16 protein-coding genes are annotated in these 18508 nt (G+C 68.4%); 11 read left to right on the top strand and 5 right to left on the bottom strand.

Translation table 11 applies throughout. The features are described from left to right. Positions 1–5: 5 nt before the first annotated feature. Positions 6–440: a nuclear transport factor 2 family protein gene (locus EHF44_RS14345; protein ID WP_124684276.1), complete on the bottom strand. Its 435-nt coding sequence runs from the start codon at positions 438–440 to the stop codon at positions 6–8. A 285-nt stretch (positions 441–725) separates the two neighbouring features. Next, entirely contained in the window at positions 726–1940 is a 1215-nt protein-coding gene (gene ampC, locus EHF44_RS14350; RefSeq protein WP_124684277.1) for a class C beta-lactamase, read from the bottom strand. Between the two features lie 91 nt (positions 1941–2031). Between ampC and EHF44_RS14355 the strand changes: the two genes are divergently transcribed. Beyond that, positions 2032–3768 (top strand): Na/Pi cotransporter family protein, encoded by a 1737-nt coding sequence (locus EHF44_RS14355; protein ID WP_124684278.1) that lies wholly within the window; start codon positions 2032–2034, stop codon positions 3766–3768. 15 nt (positions 3769–3783) lie between these two features. Here EHF44_RS14355 and EHF44_RS14360 read toward each other — a convergent pair whose 3' ends face one another. After that, positions 3784–4149 carry a glyoxalase superfamily protein gene (locus tag EHF44_RS14360; protein WP_124684279.1) on the bottom strand — a complete coding sequence of 122 codons (366 nt, stop codon included), beginning with the start codon at positions 4147–4149 and terminating at the stop codon, positions 3784–3786. A 175-nt stretch (positions 4150–4324) separates the two neighbouring features. On the opposite strand from EHF44_RS14360, the gene EHF44_RS14365 reads away from it, so the two are divergent. From EHF44_RS14365 to EHF44_RS14395, 7 genes are all read left to right on the top strand, one after another. After that, positions 4325–5488: an ATP-binding protein gene (locus EHF44_RS14365; protein ID WP_124684280.1), complete on the top strand. Its 1164-nt coding sequence runs from the start codon at positions 4325–4327 to the stop codon at positions 5486–5488. Positions 5489–5573: 85 nt separating this feature from the next. After that, complete coding sequence (locus EHF44_RS14370; RefSeq protein ID WP_124684281.1) at positions 5574–6269, top strand: FadR/GntR family transcriptional regulator; 696 nt, start codon at positions 5574–5576, stop codon at positions 6267–6269. 34 nt (positions 6270–6303) lie between these two features. After that, positions 6304–7716, top strand: a complete 1413-nt coding sequence (locus EHF44_RS14375) for an FAD-binding oxidoreductase (protein ID WP_124684282.1) — start codon at positions 6304–6306, stop codon at positions 7714–7716. 74 nt (positions 7717–7790) lie between these two features. Then, the gene (locus EHF44_RS14380) at positions 7791–8999 is read left to right on the top strand and encodes an efflux RND transporter periplasmic adaptor subunit (RefSeq protein ID WP_124684283.1); all 1209 of its coding nucleotides are present in this window, start codon (positions 7791–7793) and stop codon (positions 8997–8999) included. A gap of 3 nt (positions 9000–9002) precedes the next feature. Further along, on the top strand, positions 9003–9722 hold the full coding sequence (locus EHF44_RS14385; RefSeq protein ID WP_124684284.1) for an ABC transporter ATP-binding protein: 720 nt from the start codon (positions 9003–9005) through the stop codon (positions 9720–9722). Between the two features lie 10 nt (positions 9723–9732). Further along, positions 9733–10887: an ABC transporter permease gene (locus EHF44_RS14390; protein WP_124684285.1), complete on the top strand. Its 1155-nt coding sequence runs from the start codon at positions 9733–9735 to the stop codon at positions 10885–10887. A 9-nt stretch (positions 10888–10896) separates the two neighbouring features. Beyond that, positions 10897–12063: an ABC transporter permease gene (locus EHF44_RS14395; RefSeq protein WP_124684286.1), complete on the top strand. Its 1167-nt coding sequence runs from the start codon at positions 10897–10899 to the stop codon at positions 12061–12063. A 201-nt stretch (positions 12064–12264) separates the two neighbouring features. Here EHF44_RS14395 and EHF44_RS14400 read toward each other — a convergent pair whose 3' ends face one another. Beyond that, positions 12265–13155, bottom strand: coding sequence for a LysR family transcriptional regulator (locus tag EHF44_RS14400; RefSeq protein ID WP_124684287.1), 891 nt, complete (start codon positions 13153–13155; stop codon positions 12265–12267). Positions 13156–13277: 122 nt separating this feature from the next. Between EHF44_RS14400 and EHF44_RS14405 the strand changes: the two genes are divergently transcribed. From EHF44_RS14405 to EHF44_RS14415, 3 genes are all read left to right on the top strand, one after another. Continuing rightward, a complete protein-coding gene (locus EHF44_RS14405) occupies positions 13278–15134 on the top strand; it encodes an FUSC family protein (protein ID WP_124684288.1) in 1857 nt (618 codons plus the stop codon). Between the two features lie 281 nt (positions 15135–15415). Then, the gene (locus EHF44_RS14410; protein WP_124684289.1) at positions 15416–16018 is read left to right on the top strand and encodes a tetratricopeptide repeat protein; all 603 of its coding nucleotides are present in this window, start codon (positions 15416–15418) and stop codon (positions 16016–16018) included. Between the two features lie 106 nt (positions 16019–16124). Next, a complete protein-coding gene (locus EHF44_RS14415; protein ID WP_124684290.1) occupies positions 16125–16952 on the top strand; it encodes a hypothetical protein in 828 nt (275 codons plus the stop codon). 39 nt (positions 16953–16991) lie between these two features. Here EHF44_RS14415 and EHF44_RS14420 read toward each other — a convergent pair whose 3' ends face one another. Next, complete coding sequence (locus EHF44_RS14420) at positions 16992–18497, bottom strand: DUF1254 domain-containing protein (protein ID WP_124684291.1); 1506 nt, start codon at positions 18495–18497, stop codon at positions 16992–16994. Between the last annotated feature and the right edge of the window lie 11 nt (positions 18498–18508).

Raw genomic sequence — 18508 nt, forward strand, 5'->3', positions numbered from 1 at the left:
AGCCATCAGCCGGCGCCGGCCAGCACGGCCTTCTGCCCGGCCAGCCGCGCGCCCATCGCCTCGCCCAGCGCCTGCAGGCCCGACAGCGGGCGCACCATCGCCTCGAATTCCTCGATCCGGCCGGCATCGTCGAAGCGCAGCATGTCGATGCCCTTGAGCGCCTTGCCGCTGACCGTGGCGCTGAATTCCAGCACCACGCTGCGGCCGTCGGTGGACGCAAACGCGCGGTGGTACGTGAAATCCTGGAACACGGTATTGACGGTCTTCAGCACCAGCTTGATGGCGGCCCGCCCCGGATACGGGCTGTGCGCCACCGGCGAGCGGAAGACGATCTGGTCCGACAGCAGCGGGTCCAGTTCCTCCATCGCGTTGCGGGCCAGCAGGCCGTGCCAGGCGGCCAGGGTCTGCTGCGCGGCGGGAATCAGGCCGTGAACTTCCATGCGGGTCTCCTCGGGATGTTGTTATGCAACCAGTTGCATAACAACATCGTAGCCGGGAGATCGCCAAAACGCCAGCGGCCCAACCATGAAACGACCATGCACTGGCTGCATTCGGTCGATTAAGTTGCGGTCAAAATGCTAGAAATACAAAATCAGACAAACGCCTACATCGACTGCGTGTGCCTCACTCTAAGCTTCATCGCAGGACCTGACCCGTCCTGTTTAACCTCCCCCTGCAAACCCGCCTGATCCCCTCAGGCGGGTCTTTTTTTGGGCGGACGGTTTTCAGCGGATGGCCGGGGCGCCGGCGCGGTCGAGCGCCTGGAGGATGGCGTAGGCCGCCGTCACCCGCGCCGGGATCGGCACGTTGCGGTTGGCCAGCAGCACCACGCCGATGCGGCGGCCGGGCACGTAGGCCACATAAGTGCCGAAGCCATTGGTCGACCCGGTCTTGTTGAGCAGGACGTCGGCCGCCGCCGGCTCGGGCGGGTCGATGCGCTGCACGGGCTGCGCGTCGCGCACCATCCGGGTGTCGTTGCCAGCCAGCAGGTCATCCAGCGTCACCGGCCAGCCATAGCGCTCCCAGCCCAGCCCCTGCGTCATCGGCCCCACGCGGAAATAGCCCGCGTGCGTGGTCGCCAGCGCCTGCCGCACGGCCGGGTCCGCCACCGACTGGCCGTCGATGTTCAGTTCGACAAAGCGGATCATGTCCGCCGCCGTGGTCCGGATGCCATACGCCTGCCCGTCGAACACGCCCGGCGACGCCCGCACGGGCTTGTCGCCCTTGTAGCCCCAGGCGTAGTCGCCCATGCGGGCGCGCGGCACGTCGATCCAGGTATGCGACAGCCCCAGCTTCGGCAGCAACTGCCCGGCCATGGCGTCGCCAAACGGCATGCCCAGCGCCTGCGCGGCGGCATGGCCGAACAGGCCGATGCTCACGTTCGAATAGCGCCGCCGGGTGCCGGGCGCGAAGTCCGGCTGCCACTGACGCAGCCAGTCCACCATCTGCGGCAGCGTGTTGATGGCATCGGGCACCTGCAGCGGCAGGCCGCCGGCCGAATAGGTGCCCAGTTCCAGCAGGCTGATGCCATCGAAGGCGCTGCCGGCCAGCGCGGGCATGTGCCGACTGGCCTTGTCGGCCAGCGACAGCACGCCGCGCGCCTGCGCATAGGCGCCCAGCGTGGCCGTGAACGGCTTGCTGACCGATCCGATCTCGAACAGCGTGGCGTCGGTGACCGGCCGGGTGCCCTGGCGCGATGCGAGGCCGTAGTTGAACACCCGATGCTGGCCGCCCTGCGTGACGGCCACGGCCATGCCCGGCACGTCGTACTTGGCCATGACCGGCCGGACGGCGGCGTCAACCGCCGCGCGGATGACATCAGCCCCGGCATCGGCGCCCCAGGCCGGCCCACCGGCGGCGGTAGCGGCAAAGGTGGCCAGTGTGGCCAGGGTTGTCACGGCAAGGCGGGGCGGGATTCGGAGGGCGGCGGCGCGGCGCATGGCGGTGTCGGGCGGGGGCGAAGGAGCGCATTGTATCCGCCGGCGTGCGGCATACAATGGCAGCCTCGCCCTCCCGATAGGTCCCCATGCCATGCAGTCCGCTGCCTCGCTGAACCTGCTCGAAATCGTGGGCCTGCTGACCGGCGGGCTGGCCCTCTTCCTCTACGGCCTGGAATGCATGACGGGCGGGCTCAAGGCGATTGCCGGCGCGCGGCTGCAATCGCTGCTCGGCACGCTCACGGCCAGCCGCCTGCGCGGCGTGCTGGCGGGCGCGGGCATCACCGCCCTGCTCAATTCCTCCACGATCACCACGGTGCTGCTGGTCGGCTTCGTATCGGCCGGCCTGATGACGCTGGGCCAGTCGATCCCGGTGATCATGGGCGCCAACATCGGCTCCACGCTGACCGCGCAGATCATCGCGTTCAATATCTCGGCGGTCACGCCGTTCCTGCTGGGCTTCGGGTTCCTGCTGCACGCCTTTGCCCGGCAGGAACTGCTGCGCCAGCTGGGCGGCGTGCTGCTGGGCCTGGGCCTGCTGTTCCTCGGCATCGAGTTCATGGGCGATGCCACGCGGCCGCTGCGCAACTACGAGCCGTTCATCGCGGCGATGCAGGACATGCGCAACCCGGCGCTGGGCATCCTGATTGGCGCGCTGTTCACGGCCATCGTGCAGAGCTCGGCCGCCACGCTGGCCATCGTGATCGCGCTGGGCAGCCAGGGGCTGATCCCGCTGGAATCCGGTATCGCGCTGATCCTGGGCGCCAACGTCGGCACCTGCGGCACGGCGTTGCTGGCCGCCATCGGCAAGAACGCGGAAGCCACGCAGGTCGGCGTCGTCCATCTGCTGTTCAACGTGTTGGGCGTGCTGTTCTTCGCCTTCCTGATCCCGCAGTTTGCGGACCTTGTGCGGCTGGTATCGCCGTCGGCGCCGGAACTGACGGGCGCCGCGCGGCTGGCGGCCGAGACGCCGCGCCAGGCCGCCAACGCCCATACCATCTTCAGCGTGTTCAGCACGACGGTGCTGATCTGGTTCACCGGGCCCATCGGCCGGCTGGCCGAGCGCATCGCGCCGTCCACGCGCACGACCGCGCAGGACCCGGCCGTGCCCCGCTACCTCGACGACACGCTGCTGGACATGCCGGCGCTGGGCATCGCCCGCGTGCAGCTCGAACTGGCCAGCCTGGGCCGGCAGGTACACGGGCTGGTGCGCCGCAGTGCCGAGATCGCCGTGGAGGGTACCGCGCAGGATATCGTGGCGATGGCCGGCCAGGACCAGGCCGCCGAAGCGCTGAGCACCGCGGTCATCGGCTATATCGGCCGGCTGTCGGAAGGCAACGGCAGCGAGGACGAGAGCCGCCAACTGGTGGACCTGGCACGCATCGCGGCCACGCTCGATGCCACGCGCGAGGTGGCCACCACGAGCATGCTGGCGCTGAGCCAGCGGCGCCTGTCGCACAGCGCCGATGCCGGCCGCTGGCGCAACGCCGACGCCATGGCCTTTGCCGCTTCGGTGCTGGACCAGCTTGCGCAGGCCGTGGACACCGTCGCGCATCCGTCCGCCGACACCGTGCAGCGCATCGTCGCCGCCAAGCCGGCGCTGGAAGCCATGGCGATGGCGGCGCGCCAGGGCATCATGGCCGAGCTGCAGCTAAGCAGCCACGACGATGTGGCCAATTTCCGGCTGGCCAACGACATGATCGAGCACCTGAACGAGATCGCGCGGCTGTCGCGCGCCATCGCCAAGGCCACCGCGCAGTTGCGCGACGTGCGGCTCGACGATGTCCAGCCCGGCGTGCCCGTCCAGGCATCCGCCCAGCAGGCAACCTGAGCCCGGCAGCTTGCGCTACGCCTCGGTCTGCTGGCAGAAGCAGAGCCGGTTGCCGAACGGGTCCTTGACCTGCAACTGCCGCCCCCAGCCGGCATCCTCCACGCCGGGCTTGGCGTAGCGATACGCGCGCGCGGTCAGTTCGGCGTGCAGCGCGTCCACGTCGTCGATCGGGATGAAGATCGCCGAACCGGGCGTGGCGTCGCCATGGTGCTCGCTCAGATGCAGCACCAGCCCCGAGCGCGAGACCTGCGCGTAGAGCGGAAAGTTGTCGCCGAACCGGTGCTCCCAGTCGAGCTTGAAGCCCAGAAAGTCCACGTAGAACTCCCTTGCCTTGTCCTCCGAGAAGATGCGGAGGATCGGAATGGCTTGCGACATCTGCATGGCAATTCGCCTATGGAAAGGCGCCCGAAGCTGGAATCTGGCGATTTTGCCACGGCGGCATGACGCCCACGTGCACTGTCATCCACTTTGACTAGGATTTGTCTCCACGCCGACTTTTACTTCGTTTTATGGATTCCCTATAATTATTGGAAATTCATAATTTCACCTAAACCCGATGAGCTACGTCTACAAGCGCCCCGAGCTGGCCAGCCAGATGGCGCGCCAGTTGCTCTACCCCAGCGTGCTGGACGAGGGCCTGCGGTCCGGGCTGTTCCTTTCTGGCCTGCGCCGGATCGGCAAGACCACGTTCCTGCTGAACGACCTGATCCCGGCGCTGGAAGACCTGGGCGCCATCGTGATCTACGTCGACCTGTGGAGCGACACCCAGCGGAGCCCCGCCACGCTGATCCGCGACGCGGTGCGCAAGAAGCTCGAAGCCCTGGAGTCGCCGCCGGCGGCGGCCCGGCGCAAGCTCAAGCGGGTGGCCGGCATCGACGTGGGCGCCTTCAGCTTCAAGTTCGGCTTCAAGCTGGAAAACCTGGGCGAGCCCGGCGGCGCCACGCTGGCGCAGGCGCTGTCCGAAGTGGTGGACCAGGGCCGCACCGACGTCGTGCTGATCGTCGACGAAGTCCAGCACGCGATCACATCCGAGGAAGGCAACCAGATGCTGCTGGCGCTGAAGGCAGCGCGCGACGCGATCAATCCCCGGCCGGACACCCCCGGGCACTTCCTGTTCGTCGGCACCGGGTCCCACCGCGCGCTGGTCGGCGAACTGACGGCCCGGCGCAACCAGGCGTTCACGGGCGCCACGTCGGTGGCCTACCCGGTGCTGGACAAGGATTACGTGGCCTACCTGCTGGAACGGCTGGCCGCCGAGGGCTTTACGTCCCTGCCCTCGCTCGACGTGGCCATCCAGGCGTTCCACACGCTCGGCAACCGGCCCGAGGAGATGATCAAGGCGCTGCGCCAGCTGCATTTCCACCTGCCCGACGGCAGCAATCCCGACGAGCACCTGCCGGTCATCGCCAACACGCTGCGCTCGGCCGCCGCCGATATCGAACTGATGAAGCTGGAACAGTTGGGCGGCCTGGCGACGGCCATCTTCGACCGCATCGCCACGGCCAAGGGCGACGCCCGGGGCCTGTTCTCGGCCGACGCGGCCGCCGCCTACTCCCAGGCCATCGGGCGCGAGGTCAAGGTCGAAGAGGCCCAGCCCGTAGTCAACGAACTGATGGCCACCAACCTCATCATGCGTAAGGGCCACGGCCTGTACGGCATCACCGACCCGTTCGTGCAGGAGATGTGGCGCGAACGGAAATCGCTGGAAGGCAAGCTCTGAGCGCGCCTTGCGCCTTGGTGCCCCCTTCGATCTAAGCGTTTACCCCTAGTTTTCATATAACCAGAAAAGCGTAAGGTGCTGGCCTATGCAGACACGGCCCATCACCCTGACCGAGCGCGTCATCCAGCAGCTGCGTGGCGAGATTGCCGACGGCACGTTTCCCGTCGGCGCCCGGCTGCCTACCGGCAAGCAGCTTGCCGAGCGTTACGGCGTCAGCGCGGCCGTGATCCGCGAGGTGACCGAGCATCTGCGGTCGCAGGGCATGATCGAGAGCCGGCAGGGGCTGGGCAGTACCGTCCGCTCGCGCGTCAGCGACAGCGGGTTCCGGCTGGCCGGCCATGCCGATGCAACGGACCTGGCGGCGATCTTCGAGTTGCGGATCGACCTGGAGAGCGCGGCGGCAGCCATGGCGGCCCGCCACCGGACCGACGCCGACCTCCAGCGCATGGGCGCCCTGCTCGATGCCATTGCCGCGCGGCTGGACGATGCCGAGCTTGGCGTGGAGCCCGACATCCAGTTCCATATCGCCATCGCCACGGCGACCCACAATCCCTATTACCAGCAGTTGCTGCAGTACATGAACCTGCAGCTCCACCAGGCCGTGCGGACCGCCCGCGTCAACTCCAGCCGCCAGCCGGGGCTGCCGGGCCGGGTCCACGGCGAACACGTGGCGATCTTCGACGCCATCCGCGCCCGCGACGCCGATCTGGCCCGCCAGCGCGCCACCGAACACCTGCGCAACGCGGCCGGCCGCCTGGGCCTGCCGCTGCGCCAGTCCTGAATCCCCGTCTCCCTACCGTTTCAGAGGCAATACGATGTCCATCTCGCCCTTCGCCCAGCGCCTGACCGAGGCCCTCGGTCCCGAAATCGTCGCCACCGCCGCTGACGCCGTGGCGCCCTGGCTGTCCGACTGGCGCGGTCTCTACAAGGGCCAGGCGCAGGCCGTGGTGCGCCCGCGCAGCACCGAACAGGTGGCCCAGGCGCTGGCGCTGTGCCAGCAGGCCGGCGTCCCCGTGGTGCCGCGCGGCGGCAATACCGGCCTGTGCGGCGGGGCCGCGCCCGACGCCAGCCAGGCCAACGTCGTGATCAGCCTGGACCGCATGGACAAGATTCGCTCGATCGACACGATTGCCAACACGATGGTGGCCGAAGCCGGCTGCATCCTGGGCAACCTGCGCCGCGCCGCCGAGGAAAACGACCGGCTGTTCCCGCTGTCGCTGGCGGCCGAGGATTCGTGCCAGATCGGCGGCAATCTGGCGACCAACGCCGGCGGCGTCAACGTCGTGCGCTACGGCATGACGCGCGAGCTGGTACTGGGCGTGGAAGCGGTGCTGCCGAACGGCGAGATCTTTCACGGGCTGCGCACGCTGCGCAAGGACAACACCGGCTACGACCTCAAGCAACTGCTGATCGGATCGGAAGGCACGCTGGGCATCATCACGGCCGCCGCGCTGCGCCTGTCGCCGCGCGCCGATTCCCGCGCCGTGGTGCTGGCCGCCGTGGAGTCGTCGCGGCAGGCGCTGGAACTCTATTCGCTGCTGTTCGCGCGCTGCGGGGCGCGGTTGCAGGCCTACGAGTTCTTCACCGGTGCCTGCCTGGACCTCGTGCTGACCCATGCCGAAAATGTCCAGGCGCCGTTTGCAGAGCGCTATCCGGCCTATGTGCTGCTGGAAATCGCCGATACGGCGTCGGAAGACGTGCTCAACGCGCTGCTGGAATCGGTGATTGGCGAGGCGCTGGAACAGGGGCTGTGCCTGGACGCGGCGGTGTCGGCGTCGCTGGCCCAGTTGCAGGGCCTGTGGCGGCTGCGCGAAGAGATTTCCGAGGCCCAGCGCGCCGACGGCCTGCACCTGAAGCATGACGTATCGCTGCCGATCGAGCGGATTCCCGACTTCATGGCGTCGATGGAGGCCCGGCTGCAGGCCCGGCACCCCGGCATCCGCCCGTTCATCTTCGGCCATTTCGGCGACGGCAACCTGCACTACAACCTGTCGCGCCCGCTGGGAGCCGACCCCAAATGGGCGCTGGGCGAAGGCAAGCCGGTCAGCGACGAGGTGATGGACGAAGTGGCGCGCTACGACGGCAGCATCAGCGCCGAGCACGGCGTCGGCCAGCTCAAGCGCGACGCCTTCCTGGCGCTCAAGGACCCGCTCGAACTGCGGCTGATGCGCGCCATCAAGCAGGTGTTCGACCCCAGCGGCATCATGAATCCCGGCAAGCTCCTCTAGCCCCGCCTGAGCGCCGCGGCCAGTCGCTATACTGGGAGCCTTTTCGTGCATACCGCCACCGAACGGTTCCCAAATTGGCCGATCAAGACCTGAGCAAGCTGAAAATCGACCGCAGCGCCATGGCGCCCGCGCCCCGCCGGCGCCGCCGCTGGGTGCGCTACGCGGTCATCGCGGTGATCCTGCTGGCGGCCATCGGCATCGGCGCCCGGCTGGCCGGCCCGCAGCCGGTGGAAACCACCACCGTTTCCGCGGCCTATCCGTCCCAGAACTACACGCTGCTGAACGCCACCGGCTACGTGGTGCCGCAGCGCAAGGCGGCCGTGGCATCGAAGGCGCAGGGCCGGCTGGAATGGCTGGGCGTGCTGGAAGGCTCGCGCGTCAAAAAGGACGAAATCATCGCCCGCGTGGAAAGCCGCGACGTGGAGGCATCGGCCGCCCAGGCGCGCGCCCAGGTGCAGGTGGCCGAGGCCAACCTGCAGCTCCAGCAGGCCGAACTGCGCGATGCCGAGGTCAACCTGAAGCGGTCGGAGATGCTGCTGGAGCCCAAGGCCATCTCCCGGCAGCAGTACGACGCCGATCTGGCCCGCTTCAACAAGGCGCGGGCGTCGATCAACAACTCGCAGGCGTCGATCACGTCGGCCAAGGCCAACGCCCGGGCGGCCGAGGTCTCGGTCGAGCAGACTGTGATCCGCGCCCCGTTCGACGGCGTGGTGCTGATCAAGCACGCCAACGTCGGCGACAACATCACGCCGTTCTCGGCCGCCGCCGACACCAAGGGCGCCATCGTGACGATTGCCGACATGGACACGCTGGAGGTGGAGGCCGACGTCGCCGAGTCCAACATCGCAAAGATCACCGTCGAGCAGCCCTGCGAAATCCTGCTGGACGCGCTGCCGAACCTGCGCATGGCCGGGCGCGTGTCGCGCATCGTGCCAACCGTGGACCGCTCCAAGGCCACCGTGCTGGTCAAGGTGCGTTTTGTCGACCGCGACGCGCGCGTGCTGCCCGACATGAGCGCCAAGATCGCGTTCCTGTCCAAGCCCGTGCCGCCCGAGGACAACAAGCCGCTGACCGCCGTGCAGCCGTCGGCCGTGGTCGAGCGCGACGGCAAGCCGGTGGTGTTCGTGGTGGCCGACGGCAAGGCCCGCCAGGTGCCAGTCACGCGCGGTGCCAAGGTCGGCGAACTGGTGGCCGTGCAGGGCGTCAAGCCCGGCGACACCGTGGTGCTGGCCCCCGGCGACAAGCTGGCCGACGGCGCCCGCGTCACCGTCGCCAAGAAGTAAGCCATGGCCGAAGCCCACGCCGCCGGAGCGGCCCCTACCCCGCTCGTCTCGATCCGCCACCTGGCCAAGTCGTACCAGCGCGGCGCGCAGACCGTGCCGGTGCTGTCCGATATCTCGCTCGACATCGCCGCCGGCGACTTCATCGCGCTGATGGGCCCATCGGGCTCCGGCAAGAGCACGCTGCTGAACCTGATTGCCGGCATCGACCGGCCCGACAGCGGCGAGCTGCTGGTGGACGGGGTGGATATCTCGACCCTGCCCGAGTCGTCGCTGGCCGACTGGCGTGCGGCCCACGTCGGTTTCATCTTCCAGTTCTACAACCTGATGCCGGTGCTGACGGCCTACGAGAACGTGGAACTGCCGCTGATGCTCACGCGCCTGACCCGCGCCGAGCGCCGCGAGCGCGTGGAAATGGTGCTCGGCATGGTCGGCCTGGCCGACCGGATGGACCACTATCCCACCGAACTGTCCGGCGGCCAGCAGCAGCGCGTGGCCATTGCCCGCGCGCTGATCACCGACCCCACGCTGATCGTGGCCGACGAACCCACCGGCGACCTGGACCGCACGTCGGCCACCGAGATCCTGGCGATGCTGCAACGGCTCAACGCTGACGTCGGCAAGACCATCATCATGGTCACGCACGACGCCCACGCGGCCGAGGCCGCCAAGTCGCTGGTCCACCTTGAGAAAGGTGAACTGATCCAGACCGAGCCGCGCCGCTGACGTCCCCGCCATGTACCTGCCCAAGCTGATCGCCCGCAACGCCATGCGCCACAAGCTGCGCACGGCGCTGACCGTGCTGGGCCTGGTGATTGCCGTGCTGGCCTACGGCCTGCTGCAGACCGTGGTCGATGCCTGGTACGCCGGCGCCTCGGCCGCGTCGAACGCGCGGCTGGTGACCCGCAACGCGATCTCGCTGACCTTTGCGCTGCCGCTGAACTACGAGTACCGGATCAAGGGCGTCGACGGCGTCACCCAGGTGGCCCGCTCCAACTGGTTCGGCGGCGTCTACCGCGACCCGAAGAACTTCTTTGCCCAGTTCGCCGTGTCCGACAACTATCTCGACCTGTACCCCGAATTCATCGTCCCGCCCGAGCAGCGCGCCGACTACCAGCGCGACCGCCGCGGCGCGCTGGTGGGCCGCCAGCTGGCTGACCAGTACGGCTTCAAGGTGGGCGACGTCATCCCGATCAAGGGCACGATCTACGCCGGCACGTGGGACTTCGTGGTGCGCGGCATCATGGAAGGCCGCGACGAGAGCACCATCACGCGCCAGATGGTGTTCCACTGGGACTACCTGAACGAGACCGTCCGCAAGAAGAACCCCCGCCAGGCCGACCAGGTGGGCGTGTTCGTGCTGGGCGTGGACAACCCGGACAACGCCGCCGCCATCTCGCGCGCCGTGGACAACGTCTTCAAGAACTCGCTGGCCGAGACGCTGACCGAGACCGAGCAGGCGTTCCAGCTTGGCTTCGTGGCGATGTCGAACCAGATCATCGCGGCGATCCGCGTGGTGTCGTACGTGGTGATCGTCATCGTGATGGCCGTGATGGCCAACGCCATGGCGATGAGCGCCCGCGAGCGGATCACCGAGTACGCCACGCTCAAGGCGCTGGGCTTCGGCCCCGGCTTCCTGTCGTTGCTGGTGTTTGGCGAATCGATGATCATCAGCGCGTTTGGCGGTGCGCTGGGCATGCTGCTGACACCCCCGGCGGCGCGCTTCTTCAAGCAGGCCGTGGGCGGCGTGTTCCCGGTCTTCACGGTCTCGCACGAGACCATGGCGATGCAGGCCGGCTGCGCGCTGGTGGTGGGCGTGGCCGCCGCCATCGTGCCGGCCGTGCAGGCGGCGCGCGTGCGCATCGTCGAGGGCCTGCGGGCCATCGGCTGACGGAACGCCATGGTCATTCCGCTCCACTACATCGCCCGCAACGTCTGGGCCCGGCGCCTGACCACGGCGCTGACGGCCGGCGGGCTGGCGCTGGTCGTGTTCGTCTTTGCGACGATGCTGATGCTCGACGCGGGCCTCAAGCAGACGCTGGTGACCACCGGCGAGCGCGATAACGTCGTGGTCATCCGCAAGGGCGCCGAGACCGAGATCCAGAGCGCCATCTCGCGCGACCAGGCGGCCGCGCTGGAAATGTACCCGTCGATCGCGCTGACGCCCGAAGGCCGCCCGATGGCCTCCCGCGAGGCCGTGGTGCTGATATCGCTGACCAAGACCGGCCAGGCCACGCCGTCGAACGTGGTGATCCGCGGCGTGTCGCCGCTGGGCGTGCCGCTGCGCCCGCAGGTGCGGCTGACCGAGGGCCGCGTGTTCAAGCCCGGCTCGTCCGAGATCATCGTCGGCAGCAGCATCGCCAAGGGCTACGGCAACGTGCGCATCGGCGACCGCCTGCGCTTTGCCCAGCGCGACTGGACCGTGGTCGGCCATTTCGACGCGGGCGGCAGCGGTTTCGACTCCGAGATCTGGGGCGACGTGGACCAGTTGATGCAATCGTTCCGCCGCACCGGCTATTCGTCGATGGTGCTGCGGCTGGCCAACACCGACGCCTTCGACCGCTTCCGCGCCGACATCGACGTCGACCCCCGGCTGGCCAACGAAGCCAAGCGCGAGCAGCAGTTCTACAGCGACCAGTCCCGGGCGCTGTCGGCGTTCATCAACATCCTGGGCCTGACGCTGACGACGATCTTCTCGGTGGCCGCCATGATCGGCGCGATGATCACCATGTACGCGTCCGTGGCCAACCGCGTCGGCGAGATCGGCACGCTGCGCGCGCTGGGCTTCCAGCGCGCCAACGTGCTGATGGCCTTCCTGATCGAGGCGGTGCTGCTGGGGCTGGTAGGCGGCATCGCCGGCTTGCTCTGCGCGTCGCTGATGCAGTTCGCGTCGTTCTCCACCACCAATTTCCAGACCTTCGCCGACCTGTCGTTCCGCTTCGTGCTGACGCCGGCCATCATCATCAAGACCCTGCTGTTCTCGATGGCCATGGGCCTGATCGGCGGCTTCCTGCCCGCGCTGCGGGCATCGCGGCTGAATATCGTGGATGCGCTGCGGGCGCGGTGAGGGGGTGGCGTTATATTTGCCACGCTTTGTCGGCCCCGGTTCCGATGGTTTTCTCCCCTCTCCCACAACGTGGGAGAGGGGCCGGGGGAGAGGGCATTGAGGCTCTGCTTGCCGACAGGTCGCAATTTGAACGGCCGGCCCTCTCCCCCAACCCCTCTCCCGCAGGCGGGAGAGGGGAGCTAAAAATCCCCGAAAAAGCCCCTACCCCATCACCTCCTCGCAGACATCCAGCCACGCGCGGGCGGCGTGCGACAGGTAGCGGCCGGGTGGCCAGATGTGGGCCAGTACCCAGTCCATCGTCGGCTCGGCCAGGCGGGCCACGGCGAGCTTGTCGCGCGCTTCCAGCCGTGACAGCAGCGGCTCGGGCAGGAACGTGGTGCCCAGTCCGGCGGCGGCCATCGATGCCAGGAAGTCCCAGTGCCCGCTCTGCGCCACCACGCGCGGCTCGATGCGGGCGTCCCGGAATGCCTGCCGCAGCTTGCGCGTCAGCGAGAACTCGTCGGTCAGCAGCACCAGCGGCTCGTCGCGCAGCGCCTCCAGCGTGACCGTGCGCCCGCTGGCCCATGCGGCACGATGCGGGCCGACTGCCCAGATCGGATACTTGGCGAACTGGCGCGCCTCCAGCGCCAGCCCGCTGTCGCCGGGCAGCACCGTGGCGCCCACTTCCAGCTCGCCGTTCGCCACGTGCTGCTCCACCACCTGCCCGCCATGCTCCGACAGCGTCAGCTGGATGTTCGGATAGCGCTTGCGGAACGCGCTGACCGCCGGCGAGAAGAACAGGTTGACCATCGGCGGAATCCCCACGGTCAACTGGCCGCGCCCGAGCGACGACAAATCCTGCACCTCCAGCGTCAGCCGGTGGACCACGCCGAGCGCCTCCTGTCCCCGGTCGTACACGACCCGGCCCACATCGGTCAGCCGCACCGACTTGCCTTCGCGGATCAGCAGCGGCTGGCCCACCTCGTCCTCCAGCTGCTTGACCATCTTGCTGATGGTGGACTGGGTGACGTAGAGCGACGCCGCCGCCTGGGTAAAGCTCTTCAGGCGCGCGGTTTCGACGAAGTAGCGCAGCGCGCGGATGTCGATGGGCATGGCTTTTCCATGAATATTCCGACTGAGACGCGGAATTTTAAATCATGATCGGAATCGACGGCAGGCGACTACACTGCTCGTCCAACGCCCCCACCCCGCCGGTCCCGCCGGCGCCCAAGAACATGGCTAGCTGGCCGCATACCCGACAGTGGCTGTTCTCGCTGAAGGCTTTTGCCGCCGCGATGCTGGCGCTCTATATCGCCCTCTGGTTTGGCCTGCCGCGTCCGTACTGGGCGATGGCGACGGTCTACTTCGTGTCCCACCCGCTCACGGGCGCCACGCGCTCCAAGGCCGCCTATCGCGTGGCCGGCACGGTGCTGGGCGCGGCGGCGGCGGTGGCCACGGTGCCGCAGCTTGTGAACATGCCCATCGTGCTGACCGGCGCCGTCGCGCTGTGGATTACGGGGCTGGTCTACCTGTCGCTGCTGCAGCGGTCGCCGCGCAGCTACGTGTTCCTGCTGGCCGCCTATACGCTGCCGATTGTCGCGCTGCCGGCCGTGATGCAGCCGGCCGACATCTTCGACATTGCCGTGGCCCGCATCGAGGAAATCGTGATCGGCATCGTCTGCGCCAGCCTGGTCGGCGCCATCGTGCTGCCGGCCAAGGTGGCCCCGGCGCTGCGCGAGCGGGCTGGCGTCTGGCTGGCCGATGCCGCCACGTGGGCCGCCGATATCGCCGCCGGCCATCCCCACGCGCTGGCCAGCCGCCACCGGCTGGCCGCCGACATGCTGGCGCTCGACCAGTTGATCGTCCACCTGTCGTTCGATACCGAAAGCCGCCACGCGGTGGCTCACGCGCGGGCGCTGCGTGCCAGCATGTCGCGGCTGATGCCGGTGCTGTCGGGCCTGGAAGTCGTGCGGCGCGCGCTGCGGTGTGACGCGCCGCCGCTGCCCCGTGCCGAACTCGAACGCGCGGCCCGGCACCTCGACGCCCGGCGCGACATGCTGATGCGCGCCTGCGCGGCGTGGCAGGACGGCATCGACAACGCCCGGCTATCAGCGCCGGTCCCGGAACCGGACGAACCGGTTAGCGCGGGCCATGACCACGTGATGCTCGCATTCGGCGCCGCCTCGGCCGGGCTGGCCGTGTTCTGCGCGGGGCTGCTCTGGATCTTCTCGGGCTGGGAAGACGGCGGCGGGCCGGTGGCGGTGGCCGCCATCGCTTGCTGCTTCTTCGCGACCATCGACGCGCCCCGGCCGGTCGCCCGATCGTACGTGCGATGGTCGGCGGTCTGCCTGCTGATCTCGTCGGGCTACCTGTTTCTGGTGGTGCCGCACGCGCAGACCTTCGAGGCGCTGGCCGGCATGCTTGCCGTGCCCTACCTGGGCATCGGCGTGCTGATCACGCGGCCCGGCTTCCACCTGATGGCGATGCTGCTGTCGGTCAACACGGCGTCATTCGCCAACGTGCAGGCGGTCTACGACGCCAATTTCATCGGCCTGTTCAACACCAGCCTGGCCAACGCGGCGGCGATGCTGTTCGCGCCGGTCTGGGCGATGCTGGCGCGGCCATTCGGCGCCCACGTGGCCGCGCAGCGGCTGATCCGCGCAAGCTGGGACGACCTGGCGCGCGCCGCCACATGGCGCGCCGCCGACCGCCACGGCCACGTGGGCGCGCGGATGTTCGACCGGCTCGGCCAGTTGATGCCGCGCCTGGGCGCTAGCGGCGGCCGGCTGGCGTCGGACGGCTTTACCGAACTCCAGGTCGGCTACTGCGCGCTGACCCTGCAGCGCGCGCTGCCAGCGCTGCCGCCGCCCGTTCGCAAACCCGTCCGGCGCGTGCTGAGCGGGGTGGCGCGCCACTTCCGGGCCAGAAGCCAGGCCGGCCATGCCATAGCCCCGCCCGATGGGTGGCTCCCGTGGATCGGCGCGACGCTCGCCGGGCTTGACGACGTGCCCGACCGCGCGCTGGCCGATGAGCTTCAGAGCGCGCTGGTCGTGCTCGGCCTGACCCTTTCTCCCCATGAAAAAAACGAATGACGGGCGCCCCTGCCATGCCCGGCTGACCGCGTGGCCGGTCCCATTGCTTCGCGGTGAGACGAGACGTGCCGCATCCCTCGGGGTGTGGCTTTTTTGCCATCTGGCGCCCCAAAAACGTGCGGCAGACGCAACACCCGGCTCCCAAATCGCCGATCAAGTGTTGCAAACGCTCCATACAATACTGTTACAATCTGCAAGCTTTACTTACAAAAGCCCAGATTTAGCAGAAGCAGCAAAAGCTGCAGAACGACAAGAAAAAACGACTTTCGACGGGGTGGGGAATGAATCGTCTGGTTCCTTTGGCATTCGCGGCCATGGCCGCGCTGACCGGCTGCGCATCGCAGTCGGCTGCCGATCAGCTTGCGCCGCGCTCGCAGACCGTGCGCCTGTGCCAGGGCAATACCTGTGCCGAGCAGGACCGGCGCGTGGCGACGTTCCAGACATCGCCCGTGGACGCCGAGGCCGAGCGCCGCATGCAGGCGCTGGCCGACGTGGCCGCGCGCAATCCCAATGCCGCCTATGACCTGGGCCTGCGCCTGCTGCGCGGCGACGGCGTGGAACGCAACAGCTACCAGGCGCTGGAATGGCTGCGCAAGGCCGGCGACAACGGCCACGCCGAAGCCCAGTTGGCGCTGGGCCGCCTGTACCTGATGGGTTTCGAGGAAATGGGTCCGGACCCGGCCGAGGCCGAGGCGTGGCTGACCCGTGCCGCCGCCAAGGGCAGCAAGGAAGCGCGCGACCTGATTCCGCAGGCACAGGCCGCCAAGCGCGACGAACAGGCCGCCTACCAGGTGCGCGACGCCTATCGCAAGCAATGGTTCGCCTGGTACACCACCTACCCGTACTACTGGGTATGGGGCCCGTCCGGCTGGTACCAGCGCTAGACCCGGCCCGTTGACGGGCGGCTCATGGGCGGCTCCCGGCCGCTCGCTGGCTGCCCTGCCCGACCGATTCCCTTCCCATCCCTTTCCGTCAACAGGACGCGACTTCATGCCCAAGATGACTGCTTTGAGCGTGGCTGTACTGGCCACGTCTTTCGTTCTGGCCGGCTGTGCCAACCCGGCCGGTGGCCACATCAGCACCGGCACGGCGCCCACCGCCGCCACCGGCGCGGCCGGCGGTGCCGCCAGCGTGAACGCCAACCCGTCGCTGGAGCGCTGCGACAAGCCGCTGGGCACGCTGGCCGTCGATGACGGCCGGGGCAAGGAGTGGTACGCCAGCTTTGGCGCCGCCACCAAGATCACGACGATCGAGCCGCTGATCCGCCTGGCCGTGCAGCAGTCCAACTGCTTCGTGATCACGTCGGTCGGCAACAACCGCACCGAGAGCAAGCTGTCGAACATCACCGACAAGCAGCGCAACTCGGGCGAATTCCGCGCCGGCTCGCGCCAGCAGAAGGGCCAGCGCGTGGCCGCCGACTACTACATGGAGCCGGCCATCATCATCGACAACGATTCCACGGGCCAACTGGCCGCCGGCGTGGGCAGCCTGTTCGGCAGCGTCGGTGCGCTGGTGGGCGGTGCGATGCAGAGCAAGGCGTCGGTCGTGACGCTGACGATGTTCGACATCCGCTCGGGCGTGCAACTGTCGATCTCGGAAGGCAACGCCACGGCGACCAACTTCGGCGCCGCCGTGGGCGCGTTCGGCGGCGGTGCGGCGGGCGGCCTGGGCGGCTTCTCGCGGACCCCGGAAGGCAAGGCCACCGTGGCCGCGTTCATGGACGCCTACAACAACATGGTCGTCTCGCTGCGCAACTACAAGGCGCAGGAAGTCAAGGGCGGCCTGGGCCGCGGCGGCCAGCTCAAGGTCGGTTCCTGATGCCGCGATGGCCGTCGCGCCCGGCGACGGCCCCCGCCATCAGTTCGCGCTGACCTTCTGCACCGGCGGCGGCGACCACGTGTTCTGCAGGATTTCAGCCTTCGGCCAGTAGGCGCGGATGAACAGTTCGAAGTCGCCGGTCGGGGCGGGCAGCCAGTTGGCCACCTTGTCCGCGGCCGGCTTCTTGTTCTGGACGTAGAGCGTCAGCGAGCCGTCCGGGTTGTAGACGAGGTCCTTGTTCTTGGTGCCCAGCGAGAAGCGGTTGATCTCGTTGGGCGCGAAGAAGTGCGCGGCGTCGTAGAGCGTCAGCGACCAGAAGCCGTTCACGGGCGGCAGCCCGCCCTTCGGGAATGTGATCGTATAGGCATTGGCGCCGTTCAGCCGGCCTTTGGCGGCATCGAATTCCTGGCCGAAGTACGCCGATTCGCGTCGCGGATTGACGAAGATATTAGCCTTGGCCGCTGCCGCGCGGCTGTAGTAGTCGGTGCCGAACTCCGCGCCATTCATCGGCGCCACCCAGCCATTGCCCACCGTCACCCCCGCGTTCGCGTAGCGGTGCATCTCCGGCATCATTTCCTTGTCGGCCTCGACTGCGGCCTGCGTCAGCGCGTCGGCAACGGCCGGGTCCTTGGCGGCCGCGTCCAGCAGCGACTGGAACCACGCGTACAACGCTTCCTCGCCGCGCTGGGGCGGCACTTCCTTCAGGATGATCGGCAGTTCCTTGAAAAACGCCTCGGGCTTGACCCACTGCGTCTCGCCGCCGCTGCCCTGCTTGCCGCCGGCCGGGTCGGAAAGATTCGGCAGCTTGGTCCAGTCCTTGGTCTTCACCTTGCCGTCGTACTCGGACAACGGATACGCCACGATCTGGCTGACCAGCGGACGGATGGCGGCGCGGTCCTGCGCGGTGTCGTCCAGGAACGCGCGCGGGATGATGTAGGCGATATTGGTCGGCGACCGGTACACGCCCCGGATGCCCTTCGGCACCTTGCCCTTCCAGTCCGGCCCCACCACCATATAGAAGCCCGGCTTGGTGCCATACATCCGCCCCACGCCGCCCAGCGTGTCCGTGCGCTGGTCGCCTAGCTGGTAGACCCAGAACCGGTTGCCGAAGTCCGGCACCTGGAACACCGCCGGCTCCTTGGCCAGCGACAGGATGCCGAAGCCGTACGCCACGTCCTGGTTCGGCGTGGCCACCGCGCGTTCTTCCGGCTTGATGTAGTCGGTCAGCATGGTCAGCCGGTTCAGCGGCGCCACGGGCAGCACCCCGTCGCCCAGGCCGTTTTCCGGCACCTTGGAGAACACCAGGTGCCGGTTGTGGATGTTCACCATCGGCCAGCCCCAGATATAGGCCACCTTGGCCACGTTCTTCACATAGCTGAGCGGCATGTTGGCCCCGGCCACCGGGCCCGGCGGCAGCTTGGCCTGCGGCGCGGACGCCGGCTGGCTGGCGGCCAGCGCGGGCGGCATGGCGGCCAGCGTGGTTAGGGTGGTCAGGGCGGCGGTGGCAATCAGCGTGCGGAACCAGGTCGGACGAAGGCGGGCCATGGCGGCATCTC

It is taken from the genome of Cupriavidus pauculus (assembly GCF_003854935.1).
Classification (GTDB): Bacteria; Pseudomonadota; Gammaproteobacteria; order Burkholderiales; family Burkholderiaceae; genus Cupriavidus; species Cupriavidus pauculus_C.